Origin of the sequence: Roseibium sp. MMSF_3412, assembly GCF_030733265.1 — a bacterium.
Classification (GTDB): Bacteria; Pseudomonadota; Alphaproteobacteria; order Rhizobiales; family Stappiaceae; genus Roseibium.
The window spans coordinates 158,406-173,255 of sequence record NZ_JASHJI010000003.1 but is presented as its reverse complement, the minus strand read 5'-3'; the positions used below and the strand labels follow the sequence as shown (position 1 = coordinate 173,255).

General features: G+C 59.8%; 15 protein-coding genes. 9 read left to right on the top strand and 6 right to left on the bottom strand.

What is annotated here, in order from left to right; all coding sequences use genetic code 11:
• Nucleotides 1-11: 11 nt before the first annotated feature.
• Together RBB49_RS07010 and RBB49_RS07005 are read right to left on the bottom strand one after the other, a co-directional pair.
• Nucleotides 12-338, bottom strand: coding sequence for a PepSY domain-containing protein (locus RBB49_RS07010; RefSeq protein WP_306142001.1), 327 nt, complete (start codon nucleotides 336-338; stop codon nucleotides 12-14).
• 183 nt (nucleotides 339-521) lie between these two features.
• Entirely contained in the window at nucleotides 522-1,406 is an 885-nt protein-coding gene (locus RBB49_RS07005; protein ID WP_306142000.1) for a DMT family transporter, read from the bottom strand.
• A 304-nt stretch (nucleotides 1,407-1,710) separates the two neighbouring features.
• Between RBB49_RS07005 and RBB49_RS07000 the strand changes: the two genes are divergently transcribed.
• Nucleotides 1,711-2,931 (top strand): 6-phosphofructokinase, encoded by a 1,221-nt coding sequence (locus RBB49_RS07000; RefSeq protein WP_306141999.1) that lies wholly within the window; start codon nucleotides 1,711-1,713, stop codon nucleotides 2,929-2,931.
• A gap of 207 nt (nucleotides 2,932-3,138) precedes the next feature.
• Entirely contained in the window at nucleotides 3,139-5,022 is a 1,884-nt protein-coding gene (locus RBB49_RS06995) for an SLC13 family permease (RefSeq protein WP_306141998.1), read from the top strand.
• Nucleotides 5,023-5,060: 38 nt separating this feature from the next.
• On the opposite strand, the gene RBB49_RS06990 is transcribed toward RBB49_RS06995, so the two are convergent.
• A complete protein-coding gene (locus tag RBB49_RS06990; RefSeq protein ID WP_306141997.1) occupies nucleotides 5,061-5,915 on the bottom strand; it encodes a LysR family transcriptional regulator in 855 nt (284 codons plus the stop codon).
• A 105-nt stretch (nucleotides 5,916-6,020) separates the two neighbouring features.
• On the opposite strand from RBB49_RS06990, the gene RBB49_RS06985 reads away from it, so the two are divergent.
• The 4 genes from RBB49_RS06985 to RBB49_RS06970 all read left to right on the top strand — a co-directional run bounded on the left by RBB49_RS06985 (nucleotide 6,021) and on the right by RBB49_RS06970 (nucleotide 10,352).
• Nucleotides 6,021-7,160: a TauD/TfdA family dioxygenase gene (locus RBB49_RS06985; RefSeq protein WP_306141996.1), complete on the top strand. Its 1,140-nt coding sequence runs from the start codon at nucleotides 6,021-6,023 to the stop codon at nucleotides 7,158-7,160.
• Nucleotides 7,157-7,768 carry an HD domain-containing protein gene (locus RBB49_RS06980; protein WP_306141995.1) on the top strand — a complete coding sequence of 204 codons (612 nt, stop codon included), beginning with the start codon at nucleotides 7,157-7,159 and terminating at the stop codon, nucleotides 7,766-7,768. Before RBB49_RS06985 ends, RBB49_RS06980 begins: the two co-directional genes overlap by 4 nt.
• 17 nt (nucleotides 7,769-7,785) lie before the next feature.
• Nucleotides 7,786-8,613: an alkaline phosphatase family protein gene (locus tag RBB49_RS06975; RefSeq protein ID WP_306141994.1), complete on the top strand. Its 828-nt coding sequence runs from the start codon at nucleotides 7,786-7,788 to the stop codon at nucleotides 8,611-8,613.
• 203 nt (nucleotides 8,614-8,816) lie between these two features.
• Nucleotides 8,817-10,352, top strand: a complete 1,536-nt coding sequence (locus RBB49_RS06970) for a hypothetical protein (protein ID WP_306141993.1) — start codon at nucleotides 8,817-8,819, stop codon at nucleotides 10,350-10,352.
• A gap of 33 nt (nucleotides 10,353-10,385) precedes the next feature.
• Here the strand turns inward: RBB49_RS06970 and RBB49_RS06965 are convergent, their stop codons facing one another.
• Nucleotides 10,386-10,871, bottom strand: a complete 486-nt coding sequence (locus tag RBB49_RS06965) for a hypothetical protein (protein WP_306141992.1) — start codon at nucleotides 10,869-10,871, stop codon at nucleotides 10,386-10,388.
• A 131-nt stretch (nucleotides 10,872-11,002) separates the two neighbouring features.
• On the opposite strand from RBB49_RS06965, the gene RBB49_RS06960 reads away from it, so the two are divergent.
• On the top strand, nucleotides 11,003-11,401 hold the full coding sequence (locus RBB49_RS06960) for a nuclear transport factor 2 family protein (protein ID WP_306141991.1): 399 nt from the start codon (nucleotides 11,003-11,005) through the stop codon (nucleotides 11,399-11,401).
• Between the two features lie 347 nt (nucleotides 11,402-11,748).
• Here the strand turns inward: RBB49_RS06960 and RBB49_RS06955 are convergent, their stop codons facing one another.
• The gene (locus RBB49_RS06955; protein WP_306142381.1) at nucleotides 11,749-12,801 is read right to left on the bottom strand and encodes a Gfo/Idh/MocA family protein; all 1,053 of its coding nucleotides are present in this window, start codon (nucleotides 12,799-12,801) and stop codon (nucleotides 11,749-11,751) included.
• 85 nt (nucleotides 12,802-12,886) lie between these two features.
• The gene (locus tag RBB49_RS06950) at nucleotides 12,887-13,672 is read right to left on the bottom strand and encodes a ThuA domain-containing protein (RefSeq protein WP_306141989.1); all 786 of its coding nucleotides are present in this window, start codon (nucleotides 13,670-13,672) and stop codon (nucleotides 12,887-12,889) included.
• Nucleotides 13,673-13,885: 213 nt separating this feature from the next.
• Between RBB49_RS06950 and RBB49_RS06945 the strand changes: the two genes are divergently transcribed.
• The gene (locus RBB49_RS06945) at nucleotides 13,886-14,254 is read left to right on the top strand and encodes a hypothetical protein (RefSeq protein ID WP_306141988.1); all 369 of its coding nucleotides are present in this window, start codon (nucleotides 13,886-13,888) and stop codon (nucleotides 14,252-14,254) included.
• Entirely contained in the window at nucleotides 14,254-14,817 is a 564-nt protein-coding gene (locus tag RBB49_RS06940) for a TetR/AcrR family transcriptional regulator (RefSeq protein WP_306141987.1), read from the top strand. Before RBB49_RS06945 ends, RBB49_RS06940 begins: the two co-directional genes overlap by 1 nt.
• Nucleotides 14,818-14,850 lie beyond the last annotated feature (33 nt).

Sequence of the window (14,850 nt, the reverse complement as noted above, 5' to 3'; positions counted from 1 at the left end):
GGATACATGTTTTAGCCTGCCGACTTGTCGTCGTCATCATGGTCGTCGTCGCCGTCTGCCTCGATCTCCAGGACCGCGCCGGTTTCAGCGTCGATTTCAACTTCCATTTCCTGTCCGTCGGCGGTCAGAATCTCGATCTCGTAGACCTGCTTGCCGTTTTCTTTTTCCAGCTCGGTTTCCTGAACCGTGCCCGGCACCTCCTTAAGGGCGATCTCAATGGCTTTGGTCATATCGAGATTTGCCGCCGCAGGGACAGACTGTGCCGAATGGGCACCAATCGCGCTTGTTGCCAAAAGCATGCCAGCTGCGACCGTTCCACAAATCAGTTTCTTGTCCATGTTTCTTCTCCATCTCCAGGTTTCGGAAAGGCACCGCGCCTTTCGATGATCTGAAAATGGGTGATGTAGTTTACGCCCATCTGCGCCCGACTTTACAATTGTGTAAAGAACGCGATTGCCGGTCCGGCAGTGCTGAAAGGGCATGATACCTGGGCTGCGAGCTGCGGGTCCCGCCGTTTGCAGCTACCGGGGTTGCTGCTTCACAAGGCGCTCGCGCCACATCATGTAAAGGCCCGAGAACACGATCAGGGCCGTACCGGCCAGCATCGACACTCCGGGGCGTTCGCCGAACACCACCATGCCGAGGATCACCATGAAGAGGAGCCGCGCATAGCGGAAAGGGGCGACGACGGACAGGCTGGTCGAACGGATGGATGCGGTCAGTAGCAGGTATCCGAGCGAGCCAAGCAAGATGATCGAGATGAGGAACACCCAGTCTGCCTCCGGAGGCAGAAAAGTGTCTCCATCCATCACGATCCACGCCATGGCAAAGGGCAGGGCGGCGATTGCCGAATAGGCTGCCAGGCTGGCGGAGGCCATGTCGGGCGGGGTCATGCGTGTCGTCAGATCGCGCACGGACAGTCCGATCATCGACAAGACTGCCCAAAGGGAGAGGGCATCAAATCCGTCCGCACCCGGCTGCACGATCAGAAGAACACCGGCAAATCCGAGCACGATCGTGCTCCAGCGCCGCCAGCTTACCTTTTCTCCGAGAAACACGACAGCGCCCAGCGCAACCAGCAACGGCGTTGCCTGGATGATGGCCCCGACCGTCGAAAGCGGCACAAGCGTCAGCGCCATGACCATGCCGACCATCGCGACGACCTCGGCGAGATAGCGAACCAGAAAGACCGGCGCGAAGATCCGGCGATCCATCAGCCGCGCACCTTGCAGCTTGGCGATCAGGCAAAACATGAAGGAGCCGCCGGCCATCATCAGAAACATGATCTGTGCCGGCGCGACCGATCCCGAAACCAGCTTGATCAGGGTGTCGGCCATCGCGAACGCGGCCATGGAAAGGACCATCAGGACGATGCCGCGTAAATTCGACTCAATGGTCTGGTCCATGATGCCCCTTGGTTGTGTTTCGAATTTTGTTCACCAAACGCATATGTTCGTAATTTCCAAAAGCCTGCAATGGGCCGCAGTCGCGATTTGGCGATCCTGCCAAGAAAACCAGCCCTGGAGGAGCTGGCAGACAGCCCGAACCAGATGGCGGCACCAGGTGCAATCGCGCAGTCCATGGGTCGTTGCGTCAATGCCGCGCCGTCCGGTTAAACTTTTACGATCGGCCTTTTGGACGAATAAGATGCTTGTTCTTTGACCATCGTTGGTGCCACTTATCTAGGAACAGATTCAGGAGGGTATTTCTGTGTTTCATGGCAAGGTACTGGTCGCTCAGGGTGGCGGTCCGACGGCGGTTATCAACCAGTCCATGGTTGGGGCTGTCCTGGAATCACGCAAGTTCCGCTCCGTCGAGCTGATCTATGGTGCTGTTCACGGCGTGCGTGGGATCCTCGACGAGGACTTTTACGATCTGACACAGGAGACCACGCATAATCTGGAGATGGTCGCCAACACGCCGTCTTCAGCGCTTGGTTCGACGCGCGACAAACCGGACCTGAAATACTGCCAGGAACTGTTCAAGGTCCTGCGCGCGCATCAGATCGGCTATTTCTTTTACACCGGCGGCAACGATTCCTCCGATACCGTGCGAATCGTGAACGAAGAAGCGCGCAAGGCCGACTACAATATGCGCTGCATCCACATTCCGAAGACGATCGACAACGACCTTGTCGAGAATGACCACACGCCCGGCTTTCCCTCCGCCGCGCGCTACGTGGCGCAGGCGTTCATGGGCATCAACCTGGACAATGCGGCGCTCCCCGGCATCTATATCGGTGTCGTCATGGGGCGCCATGCCGGCTTTCTCACCGCCGCCTCGGCTCTGGGGAAGAAATTCTCCGATGATGGTCCGCACCTGATCTACATGCCGGAACGCACTTTCGAGATCGACAAGTTCATCAGGGACGTCAAGGACATCTACGACCGGCACGGGCGCTGTGTCGTTGCCGTCAGCGAAGGCATTCATGACGGCTCGGGAACACCGATCATTGCCAAGCTCGCCAGCGAGATCGAACGCGATGCGCATGGCAATGTGCAATTGTCCGGAACCGGAGCCCTGGCCGACCTGTTGACGCAGAAGGTCAAGCAGGAACTGAAGATCACACGGGTGCGCGGCGATACGCTCGGCTATATCCAGCGCAGTTTTGTCGGTTGCGTGTCCGATGTTGATCAGAATGAAGCCCGCGAAGTCGGCGAAAAGGCCGTTCAATACGGCATGTTCGGCGATCGCGACGGATCGGTAACGATCAAGCGCACCGGCCACTATTCCGTCGACTATGAACTGGTGCCGCTGGAGCAGGTCGCCGGAAAGACCCGGACGATGCCCGATGAATTCATCACCGCCTCCGGCCACGATGTGACGGACGAGTTCCGTCTCTATCTGCGCCCGCTTCTGGGCAAGGGCATGCCGGATGCCCATCGCCTCAGGCCGAACAAGGTGCCGAAGATCCTGGCGGGATCGTCTTAGCAACGGTGCCCGGGGGGCGGGGTCGGGACCGCTTCGCTCGTTGTTGAAGACAGCGCGCCGCAAACGATCATCGCGGGATGGATTACAGTCTTTCAGTTTGCTAGCCTGCCTGCTGCGGGCAGGTGAACACGCTTGTCCGGAGGTTGAGGCAAAAAAGGGCCGATCCATTTCGGCCAGACAATAACAAGATGCCGGGGGGCGCGCACGTTGGAGGCAATCACTCTAACCTACCCGATGATGGTGGTTCTGGGTCTGCTCGTTTTCACGGTCATACTGTTCGTCTCGGAGATCGTTCGTATCGATTTCGCAGCCATTCTCGTCATGGTGCTGCTCGGCCTGCTCAGTCAGATGCCCGGTCTGCATTCGCTGGCGGATGTCAGCAAGTTGTTCAACGGGCTCGCTTCCAATGCCGTCGTTTCGATCATCGCCGTCATGATCATCGGCGCCGGGCTCGACAAGACCGGCCTGATGAGCAAAGTCGCGGCGCTTATCCTGAAACATGGCGGCAGTTCCGAAGCCCGGGTTGTTCCGATTGTCTCGGGCACGGTCGGTGTCATTTCCTCCTTCATGCAGAATGTCGGTGCCGCGGCACTGTTCCTGCCCGTAGTCAGCCGTATCTCGGTGCGCACGGAACTGCCGCTCAGCCGTTTGCTGATGCCGATGGGCTTCTGCGCGATCCTGGGCGGAACGCTTACAATGGTCGGATCCTCGCCGCTGATCCTGCTGAACGATCTGATCGTGACCGCCAACCGGTCGCTTCCGGAGACGGCGCAAATGGGCACCTTCAGCCTGTTTTCGGTCACACCGGTCGGCGTCGCCCTGGTTGCCTCGGGCATTTTGTATTTCATGATCTTCGGACGGTGGATCCTGCCGGGGGAACAGGAAGCGGGCGATGCCACCAGCGCGCAGCCGATGAAGGAGTATCTCAAGAAGATCTATGGTTTGAAGACCGACATCTTCGAGATCACGATCCCGGCGGGACACCCCGTTGAGGGGCAAACCTTTGATGACGTCATCGAGCGCTACCATGTCTACATCATCGGCAGCGCCTTCCACGGCAAAACCTGGTTCGCGCCGGTTATCACGACCAAGATCACGACACCTTGCAGGCTGGCCGTGCTCGGCCGCGCAAAGGAAGTCCGGCACATGGCCGAGGATGCGAATTTCATCCTCCACGACAAGCTGGATGTCTTTGCCGAGGACTATGCGCCGACCAAGTCCGGCGTGGCCGAAATCGTCGTGACGCCGGGGTCATCGATTATCGGCAAGTGCGCCCATGATGTCGTCTTCCGAAAAACCTACGGGGCGAGCATGCTGGCGATCCACCGGGGCGAGGAAACGTTGAGCCTGGTGTCGACGGAAGATCATGAACCGACCCAGATCGCAGAGGTTCCTTTCCGCGCCGGGGACACAATCGTAATTCTGACGACCTGGGAAGCGCTGACGAGACTGACTCAAAACCGCGACTTCGTGGTCGTCACGACCGATTTCCCGCACGAGGAACTCCGCCCCAAGAAGGTGGTGTGGGCCCTGTTTTTCTTCCTTGTTTCCCTGTCCCTTATCCTGCTCACGGATCTGCGCCTGTCCCTGTGCCTCCTCACCGGGGCGGCCGGGATGATCCTCACCGGGGTGCTCGATATCGATGACGCCTACGAGGCCGTGAGCTGGAGCACGGTCTTTCTTTTGGCCAGCCTCATCCCCCTGGGCCAGGCGGTGCAGACGTCCGGCACCGCCGAGTGGATCGCGCAGCAGATCCTGCTGCTCTTGCACGGCTGGCCGGTGTGGTTGCTGCAGGCGGGGCTTGCTGTTCTGGCCACCGTGTTCACGCTGATCATGTCCAATGTCGGCGCGACGGTCCTTCTGGTGCCGCTCGCGGTCTCCATTGCCGTGGCTGCCGGCGGCGATCCGGCCATCTTTGCGCTCACCGTGGCGATTTCAACGTCAAATTCCTTCCTGATCCCGACCCACCAGGTCAACGCGCTGATCATGGGGCCGGCCGGCTACAAGGTGACGGACTTCATCAAGAGCGGCGGCATCATGACCATCCTCTTTCTTGTCGTGTCGCTGGTGGTCATGAACCTCGTGTTCTAAGGTAGGGGTCATGTTGGCCACGCCTGCTACGCCGATGATCACAGTGAAACCAGCTCGGACGACAGCGCCTCCCATTGCCGCCCACCGATCGCGTTCCGCGAGGCGAGCAACCAGTAAGTCTCGTTGTGCTCATAGACGTCTTTTCCGAGTTGGATCAACGTGCCGTTGCGCAGGTCTTCGGCGCAAAGCGCCAGCGATCCGAGGGCGACGCCCTGTCCAGCTTTCGCGGCCGCGATGGCTCCATGCAGCGTGTCCACCCTGATCCGGGGTATCGGCGTGGAGGGGACGGCAAAGCGTTCTGAAAATTGACCCCAGTCGGGACGCGGGCCGGTGCAGGCAATGCGCGGAAGCGCCGTCCAGTCTTCAGATGCCAGCTCCGGCGCGCAGACGGGAGCAAGCGCCTCCTGGTAGAGCGGGAGCTGGAAATGATGCGGCCAGCCCCCGGAGCCGTACCTGATCTGGATGGTGGTGTCCGTCGTCGCGGTCTGCCCGCCCAGAATGTAAGACTGCACGGAAATCTGCGCGCCGGTTGCCGCGCAGGCACGGGCCAGCCGAGGGGCCAACCACATGGAAATCACGGATTGGCTCGCGGAGATCGTGAGGCGAAGCCGCTGGCTCGCAAACAGCATTTCCGCGCTTTCACTCAAGGTGCGCAACGCCGCCTGGACGTGGGGCAGCCAGGTTTCGCCGTCGACCGTCAATGAGATCGTGCGTGCCCGGCGCAGGAACAATTGCGTGCCGAGGTGTTTTTCCAGCTGCCCGATCCGCTGGCTGACGGCCGGCTGGGTCAGGCCGGTCTCGGCCGCGGCTGCGGTGAAACTGCCAAGGCGCGCGGCAGCCTCGAAGGCTCGGACCCACTCCAGCGGCGGGAGTTTGTAGAGTGATTCATCCATTAGCAAAAGCGCTGCTCAGTCAGGTTTTTTATGATTTGAGTTTATATACCTTTTTCGCTCAAATGGGAGGTGCTTATCCGTTGTGCCGGCCGTGAGGGAGACGCCATGCAGACGACACTCAGTCAGGACGGTAAAGTCCTGACGCTTCATTCCGATAAGGGCTCAGCCCGCTATCATGCCATCTGGCTCCGGGACAATGCGCAGGACCCCGGCACGCGCGCGGCAGGCAACGGTCAGCGTCTGATTGCCCTGCGTGACATACCCGCTGACACGCGGATTGTCGCCGCCGTTGTGGACGGCGATATCCTGAACGTGACCTTCGCGCCGGAACAAAGAACCATCGCCTTCAGCCTGGCCTGGCTTGACGCCCATAGCTATGACGCACCGGACCAGCCGGTGCGCGGGTGGGTTCCGGAAGAACTCTCACCCTGGGATGCAACGTTGCAGCAGCATGTTCCGACCGGACACTACCCGATGCTTGTCCGGCGCGGTGCAGCATTTCAGGACTGGATCGAACAGGTTGTGCGTTATGGCTTCGGCAAGGTTGAAGGCGGGCCGGTCGAGGAAGGGGCGCTGTTCAAGGTCGTCGATCTGTTCGGCTACGTCCGCGAAACCAACTACGGCAGGCTGTTCGAGGTCCGCACGGAAGTAAACCCCACCAATCTGGCCTATACCGGCCTCGGACTGCAGGCCCATACCGACAATCCATACCGCGACCCGGTTCCCACGATACAGGTGCTTTACTGCCTGGAAAGCTCGGCGGCCGGCGGTGAGAACATGGTTGTCGACGGCTTTGCCTGTGCGCGCCGTCTCAAGGAAGAAAATCCGGACTATTTCGACGTGCTCGCCAGCCATTGTGCACGGTTCGAATATGCAGGCGAGGATGGCGTCTGCCTGACGTCCCGCCGCCCGCTTATCGACCTGGCTCCCGATGGCGAGCTGATCGGCGTGCGCTTCAACAACCGGTCACTTGCGGCCGTAACCGATGTGCCTTTTGAGCGGATGGATCTCTGGTATGCCGCCTATCGACGCTTCGGTGAGATCATCGACGACCCTGCGATGGAGGTGGTGTTCCGCCTCGATCCGGGCGAGGCCTTCGTGGTGGACAACACGCGCGTGCTGCACGCCAGGAAGGCCTATTCGGGTGCGGGAAAACGCTGGCTCCAGGGCTGTTACGCCGACAAGGACGGGCTCCGCTCGACCCGCGACGCACTACGCCGGATCTCACCGGAGGCCGCGGAATGACCGGACCGGCGCGGGACCTCACCGCAGATACAATCGTGGAGTTTCTCGCCTCGATTTTCGAACGCCGGGGATCGGAAGAATATCTGGGTGAACCCGTGACCATGGGCGAACACATGCTGCAGGGCGCGACCATTGCCGAACGGAACGGGCAAGCCGACGAGATCATCGTCGGTGCACTGTTGCATGATATCGGGCATTTCACCTCCGAATTCGGCACCTTCACGATGGAAGACACCGAAGACCGGCACCATGAGGATGCCGGCGCCGAGATCCTCGAACGGTTCTTTCCAAGCGTCGTGACGGATTGCTGCCGTTACCATGTCGCGGCAAAACGCTATTTGTGCGCAACCAAGCCCTCCTATTTTGAAAGGCTTTCCGAAGCGTCCGTTCATTCGCTGAACCTGCAAGGCGGGCCAATGAGCGCCGAGGAAGTCGCCGAATTCGAGAAGAACCCCAATCTCAGGGAGATCATCGCCGTACGGTATCTGGATGAGGCGGGCAAGGTGGCAGGCATGGAAACGCCTGACTTCCGGCATTTTGCGCCCAGAGTGCAGCGTCTCGTCGACCTCCACGTGGGTCGCGAGACCGGCAAGTCCGAGCTTCGCTAAAGGCCGGGGTGTCCGTCATGACCAAGGTTTGCCTGATCGTGATCGACGGATTGCGTGACGATACCGCGCGTGCGGCCTGCCACTACCTGATGTCCGCCGTTGCCGGAGGCGACGCACAGATCCGCACGATGCGCGCCTGTCTGCCGACGATTTCCGCACCGCTCTACGAAACGCTTCATACAGGCCGTGCACCAAAGGATCATGGGTTGATGGACAACAAGGGCTTGCGCCCATCCTCGGACCCGAGTGTGTTTTCGCAGGTGAAAGCGGCCGGAGGGCGGTGCGGCGTTGTCGGGCACTGCTATTTTCATACGCTTTTCGGCGGCACGCCGTTCGACGCCTTTTCTCACGCCGAGATCACCGACCCGAATGCCCCGATCGCCTATGCGCGCTACTACAGCATGGACGGGTACGATGCCGAAAACAGTGTCCAGCCGGCGGAAATCGATCTGTGCGCGCAGGCGTGGCTGATCGCCGACCGGCACGTGCCCGAATACCTGCTTCTGCATACGTCGAGCTGCGACACCCTCGGTCACGCGCATACCGGCCTTGGCCGGGCCTATTTCCGGCAAGCCGAAAAGGTGGATGCGGCATTGGCGCAGCTCATTCCTCGGCTGCTCGACCGCGGATATCATGTGCTGGTGACCTCAGATCACGGGATGGACGAGGACGGCAATCACGGCGGCGACGCAGCGTGTTTGCGTCATGTGCCGTTCCTGTCCTTTGCCGGCAGTGTGAAGGCCGAGCCCGCGGAGATCCTGGACCAGCGCAGCGTTGCTCCGACGATCCTGGCGCTTCTGGGAATATCCCGCCCGGCAACGATGGCATTCCCAGCTTTCTTGTGAGCTCTATCAACGAGCCGTGCAAGAACGCCGCCTGCGGGCACTGTTTGCTCAAGATCAGGCGCCAGCTTCGTCCGCAGCGGTCCCTTCGTGAAGCGCGCGTTTTACTTTGCAACTATGCGTACATAAGCTGACTTTACGTAAGACGCTCGCGTGTGCGTAGATGAAGCCCGTTTTGCAAGACCCGTTTCGATTGGACCACTGACGTGACCGACTTTCCAGTATCGCCAGAGACATTTCAGGCTGTTCTCGACCGGGTATCTGCCGGCGACAGGGTGCACCTGATGCCGGGAACCTATGACGGTGTCTACACGATCAGCCGCCGGTGCGGCGCAGATGGCCGGCCGATCGTGATCGAGCCTGCGCCCGGTGTCGATCCCATGGAGTGCATGATCAGCCGGGGCGTGAGCTCAGACGCGTTTCGCCGTCCGTCCAACCGCCTGGCACAGCATGCGCTCGAGATCGGATACGACTTTCCGGGCCTTTATCCCTGGATCGATGACGCAAGCCTGCGTATCTACCGGTGTCAGCATGTGACCGTGCGCGGCCTGGCATTTTCAAAGTCCTGGCCGACACATATTTTCATCGAGTCCGCGGCGGATATCAGCATAAAGGACTGCGCCTTTGAAGACGCCACCTTCTGCATCGGCGCGCTGGGGGCGGTCACGCGGGACATCCTCATCGAGAATTGCACATGGACCCAGGACACCGTTCCCGACCGCCTCTGGCACCGGATCCCGTGGTCTCGTGTGCATGGTGAAAAAGTTGACCTGGAAAAAGACTACCGCCTGTTCGATGGCGATTTCTTCCGGTCCAATGAAATTTCCGGTGGCGTCACGATCCGGAATTGCATGATCAAGGCGGCGTTCAACGCGATCCACGGGTTCAACACCTCGGCCCAGGCCGAACTCAACCGTGACTTTCACATACATCACAACAGGTTCGAGCAGATCCGGGACAATGTGTTCGAACCGGAGGACGGTGCGGCGAACTGGTGGTTTCACCACAACGACATGATCGACGTTCACAAGTGGTTTTCGATCGAGTGCGAGACCCGCGGGCCGATGTACATCTTTTCCAACACGGGGTCTTTCCGGACGCAACAGGGGTCGGACCCGTTTCAGGGTGACAAGGACGAAAACAGGGGCGGTGCAGTCTTCAAGCCGATCAAGAAGGTTGAGCGGGCGAAGGGGCCCTTTGCCGGTCTCTACGTTTTTCACAACAGTTTCATTACCCGGTCCAGCTACATCAAGAAGGGGCTCCTGCCGGGGCTCAGCCACAGGAACAACGCCATTGCCTATGCGCCTGCAAAAACGGACACGCCCAGGACAAACGGGTTTTTCGGCAAGGTTCATGAAGCGGAATACGAAAAGCGATTCACGTCCAGCTGGGAGCGGTGGAACATCGATTTCGACGGAGACGTGGTTGAATTCCCGTCCTTTGCGGAGGAGGTTATCGCTGCCGGATATCCGCTTGGGGACCACACCAATGACGAAGGTCCCGGTTTCGTTGGCACGGGACACGCACTTCAGGAATTCGAACTTGGGCCTGACAGCCCGGCAAGAGACACGTCCATAGCGTTCAGTATCCAGCTCCCCTCAGGCGTATGGTCTTCGCCTGGCGGCCTGAATGTGGGTGCCCTGCAAGGCGCGCCCGGGTCTCCCGCAAGTGATCGTTTTCACGGACCCGTCTTTGAGCCCACGCTCGGGGAACGGCACTACGACACGTTTGTGGGGGTGTAGGTTGAACGGCATTCGGTTTTTTGCGCCTGACGGCTAGCCGCACGCCGACGCAGGACCGGGGTAAAGCAGAAAGACGCGGTCGTCACTTTGCATGAGATCCGGTGAGAAATCATCGCCTTCGACAATCAGGTAATCGACGATCGACATGCGCAGGTTCTGGCCACGGCCGGTCAACTGGATACGCCCGCCATCGCCTTCCGTCCCGCAAAAGCCGTCGGCGCGGCAATAGGCGAAGCTCTGGTAAAACCGTCCGTCCCGGAGCGTGAACGCAAATTTCAACACGGCCGCATAGCCGTCCGGGCGCATGTCCGGATCGGCGGTGAACCAGATGCGTGCAACCTTCTGTCCGGGGTGTTCGGCAAGGTGATCCGCCGAATAGGTCCGAGCATAGCAAACCCCATCTGCGAACCTCTCGGCAATATCCTGTGCCTCGGCTGTTTCCATTCCTGCACATAGACCGGCGCCTATCAGTGCGGCTGCCGGAGCTTTCCACCTTGCAACAATTGATCTTCCGGGCATGGAGCGGTCCTCTTGACGTCTGTTCGGTGGCCTCTTCGACGCTGCGGCATGATATCCTGACCTGGGAAACGGTTTCGCGAACCATTTGCCTTTTCCTGATCCTACCGCGAAATGAGGCCGGAGGGGTATCGATGTCACCGCAATCCAGAAACAGCCGCGTTGTGCGGACCTTTGTCGATGCGTTCAACGCGGCCGACCTTGAGACCATGGCTTCCTGTCTTGCCGATGCGCTTGTGGCCGAGGTGACGCAGAGGGATGGCAGCACGAAGCAGGTAAAGGGCCGGGAGGCCTACATGGGCCTCATCGCGCAGCTCGATATCGCGACCGTGAAACCGAGACTGAAGATCACCCAGATTGCCGACGTCGATGAGAACCAGGTGCTGGTGATGATCGAGGTCAAGGCCGCGCGCAAGGGTTTGCAATTGCATAACTTCGCGGCCTATCTCATGACCATACGCGGCCAGCAGATAGGCAGGATCTGGATGGTTGAGGCACTGCCTGAAGAGAGCGACACGTTCTGGTCTGCCTGAAACAGGGACAATCGACCGATTTCGACCGGAAATTTCAGAAGAGGTTGTGGCCGGGCCGTGCAAGCGATTCATAAAACAACATATTGAAAGATAACACGTTTTCAGATCAATATCCGCGCAAACATGCGCTCCGTTGGGGCGCAGGACAACGGGTCCCGTAAAATTTGATGCAAAACGCTGCCGTGGCCTGAACGAAGTATCAGGGAGACTGCGATAGCTTATGCATACATTGCATGGAGGGACGGCGGACTTTGCAGTCTTCTGGTGATGTTGCCTTGCTGTAGTACCCACTTCACGCGGCGGAGCCCCTCAGGCTCCGCCGCAGTTCATTCAACTCAGCTCTAGCCTCAAGGCCCGACTTTCAGGAACGGGCCGTTTTGTGCGTCCGACAGTTCGGCCGTGTCGAGCGCCGCCTGGAGGCGTGCGCCGTGGGCAAAATCCGGTTCCGGTTTAACCTTGTCCAGGATGGCATCGACGAACCGTTCGTAGACGGTTGGAACCGGCCCGGCATCGACCTCCTGCCAGCGGCCTTCGGTCAGATCCGCACCCCGGCAAATCCGCAGGCTCTCGGCGCGTTTTTCAAACAGAACCTCCAGACCGCCCTTGTCGCCATAAAGGCGCAGGCGCAGATCGTTGAGGTGGCCGGAGGCAAAGCGGGTTGCGGTGATCGTCCCAAGCGCCCCGTTTTCAAGTTCCGCCTGCATGGTAAAACTGTCATTGGCATCGAGCGGGTACTCGCCGATACGGTTGCCGTCCGCCTTGTCGAAGGTCTTCAGGCGGCAGGACAGTTCCGAAACCTCGCTCTGGGCGGCAAAGGTGGCGAAATCCAGGATGTGAATGCCGACATCGCCGAGCACGCCCTTCGATCCATGTTCGCTCGACAGGCGCCACAGCCACTGACTTTCGGTGCGCCAGTCGCCCCAGGCCGGCTGGGTGAGCCAGCTTTGCAGATAAGACGCCTCGAAATGCCTGAGCGCGCCGATCTCACCTTCGGCGACCAGTTGCGCTGCCTTCTGCAGAACGGCGACGTCCCGGTAGCTCAGGTTGACCATGCCGACAACGCCTCTTTGCTGCGCCAGCGCGGTCATTTCGGCAGCGTCGGCAACATTTGTCGCGAGCGGCTTTTCACACAGAACATGCTTGCCGGCATGGAGCAGTTGCATTGTTGTCGGATGGTGAGCGGCGTCCGGGGTCACGTTCGAGACGGCATCGAACTCGCCCCAGGCAATTGCGTCTCCAAGATCTTCGAACCGGTGCGGGATCGCGTAGCGATCACAGAATGCGGTGAGCATATCCGGACGGCGGTCGACGCCCGCGACGATCTCCACGGCCGGGTTTTTCTGAAAGGCGGCGGCGTGATTTCCGGCCATGTTGCCCGTTCCCAGAATGAGAAGGCGGATCGGGCGATCAAGTGAGGACATGGGAAACTCCGTCCTGCGGTGAAACGGGACCCGGTGCTGCACACCGGGTCATTGAATAGTCCGCTCAGCGGAAGCCTTCTTCGCCGTCGGCGTGAAGCTTCGGGCCGCGTTCCTCGATCTTTTCCGGCGCGGCATCAACCGGCACGTTCGGTGCGGCATTGGGATCCGCAACGCGCGCCATCGGGTTGAAGGCCCATTTGACGCCGTTCTTCAGAACGGTCTGGACGGTCGCGTCGTGATAGGTCGGGTAGGTTTCGTGCCCGGGCCGGAAATAGAAGATATTGCCGGCACCGCGTTTGTAGGTCAGGCCGGAGCGGAAAACCTCACCGCCCTGGAACCAGCTGATGAACACGGTTTCCAGCGGTTCCGGCACGCCGAAAGGTTCACCGTACATTTCCTCCATTTCCAGTTCGAAACTGTCCGGCAGGCCTCTGGTAATCGGGTGATTGCGGCTGGTGACCCAGAGACGCTCGCGCTCGCCCGCCTCGCGCCATGTCAGGTTGCAGGGGCTGCCCATCAGCCGTTTGAACGGTTTGGCGAAATGGGCCGAGTGCAGGAACATCATGCCCATGCCCGACCAGACCGCGTCGCAGACCCGGTCGACAACGTGGTCGGCAACGTCGCCATGGGCGGCGTGACCCCACCAGACCAGGACATCGGTGTCAGCAAGGCGCTCCTCGGTCAGACCGTGTTCGGGATCCTGCAGGGTTGCTGTCGCCGCGTTGATCTCAGGGTCGGCATTCAGCGCATCGGCGATACATTGATGCATGCCATCCGGATAGGTCCGGGCGACGATTGCATTGTGCTGCTCATGGACGTTCTCGCCCCAGACCAGGGTTCTGATCGGCATGGCCGTTTCTCCAGGTTCAGTCGATATTTCAGGAAGGGCGCTCACTCTTCAAAGCGCTTTGAATAGCGCTAACATGCCACTTTTTGAGTGTCAATCTGCAAGCGCTCAGGAGCTTGGATCGAGGTGCCGTACCGTGTGACCGCGCGCCGCATGGCTTTGTGCGCGATATGCAGATAAACAAACCATACTATATGGTATGTTTTGGAGATTGATATGAATGTGCTTCTCATGATTGCGGGCGTCCTCTCGGGACTGACGTTTCTGATACATACGTTTCTCGGAGGACGGGAAATTGCCGGACCGCTGCTCAGTGCACCGGATCTGAAACCCGTACCGAAATATGTGAGTTACTATTGCTGGCATATCGCCACGATCGTTCTCGCAGCCATGGCGTTGATGTATGCGCTTGCGGCGTTCTTTCCGCAAAGCTGGGAACTCGGATGGATGGCGACAGGTCTTGCGCTTGCCTTCTGCTTCCTCGGATTGGCGCTTCCCCCGTTGAAGAAACAATCCTACAAGGCAATGCCGCAAGGTTGGCTCTTCCTGCCAATCGCGCTGTTGGGCATTGCCGGTGGAGTTTGATGGGATCTCGCAAGCGATTTGTGAAAAAGGACTGGCTTGATCTGGGTCTGGAGCATCTTGCCCGGGACGGCGGTGCCGCGCTGACGGTCGATGCCATGTGCGCGGCCGCAAGCCGGACACGCGGGTCCTTCTATCACCACTTCCAGGACCACGGCGCCTTTCTGGAGGCGCTGTTCCTGGCGTGGAAACAGCGCAACACGCTGGATGTGGCCGATGCGATCATGCGGCAACCGCAGGATAAACGCGCCCAGACCCTTTCCGATATTGCCAATATGCTCGATCAGGATCTGGAACGGGCCGTGCGCCAGTTTGCTCAATCCAACGACATCGCGCGGAAAGTCGTTCAGGAGGTCGACGAGGTCAGAACGGAGTTTGTCGTCGGCCTTTACCGCGATGCCGGTCTGGCACCCGAGCTTGCAAGGGAAATCGCCCAGCTGGAATACGCCGCCTATGTCGGCAGTCAGATCGTCTGGCCGCACATGACCGCCGAGGACAGGATACGGCTCGACAAACGGTTCGCCTCCATGGTGGCAAAGGCGTTCGGTCCGCTCACGCAAACGTGAACGCTAACTCTTCTTCAACCGCATGCTGATAGA

Bases quoted from the DNA above. Each gene is read 5' to 3' on its own strand.
- RBB49_RS06965 (WP_306141992.1), bottom strand. From the start codon at position 10,871: ATGCCCGGAAGATCAATTGTTGCAAGGTGGAAAGCTCCGGCAGCCGCA.
- RBB49_RS06960 (WP_306141991.1), top strand. From the start codon at position 11,003: ATGTCACCGCAATCCAGAAACAGCCGCGTTGTGCGGACCTTTGTCGAT.
- RBB49_RS06975 (WP_306141994.1), top strand. From the start codon at position 7,786: ATGACCAAGGTTTGCCTGATCGTGATCGACGGATTGCGTGACGATACC.
- RBB49_RS06980 (WP_306141995.1), top strand. From the start codon at position 7,157: ATGACCGGACCGGCGCGGGACCTCACCGCAGATACAATCGTGGAGTTT.
- RBB49_RS06940 (WP_306141987.1), top strand. From the start codon at position 14,254: ATGGGATCTCGCAAGCGATTTGTGAAAAAGGACTGGCTTGATCTGGGT.
- RBB49_RS07005 (WP_306142000.1), bottom strand. From the start codon at position 1,406: ATGGACCAGACCATTGAGTCGAATTTACGCGGCATCGTCCTGATGGTC.
- RBB49_RS06945 (WP_306141988.1), top strand. From the start codon at position 13,886: ATGAATGTGCTTCTCATGATTGCGGGCGTCCTCTCGGGACTGACGTTT.
- RBB49_RS06990 (WP_306141997.1), bottom strand. From the start codon at position 5,915: ATGGATGAATCACTCTACAAACTCCCGCCGCTGGAGTGGGTCCGAGCC.
- RBB49_RS06950 (WP_306141989.1), bottom strand. From the start codon at position 13,672: ATGCCGATCAGAACCCTGGTCTGGGGCGAGAACGTCCATGAGCAGCAC.
- RBB49_RS06985 (WP_306141996.1), top strand. From the start codon at position 6,021: ATGCAGACGACACTCAGTCAGGACGGTAAAGTCCTGACGCTTCATTCC.
- RBB49_RS07010 (WP_306142001.1), bottom strand. From the start codon at position 338: ATGGACAAGAAACTGATTTGTGGAACGGTCGCAGCTGGCATGCTTTTG.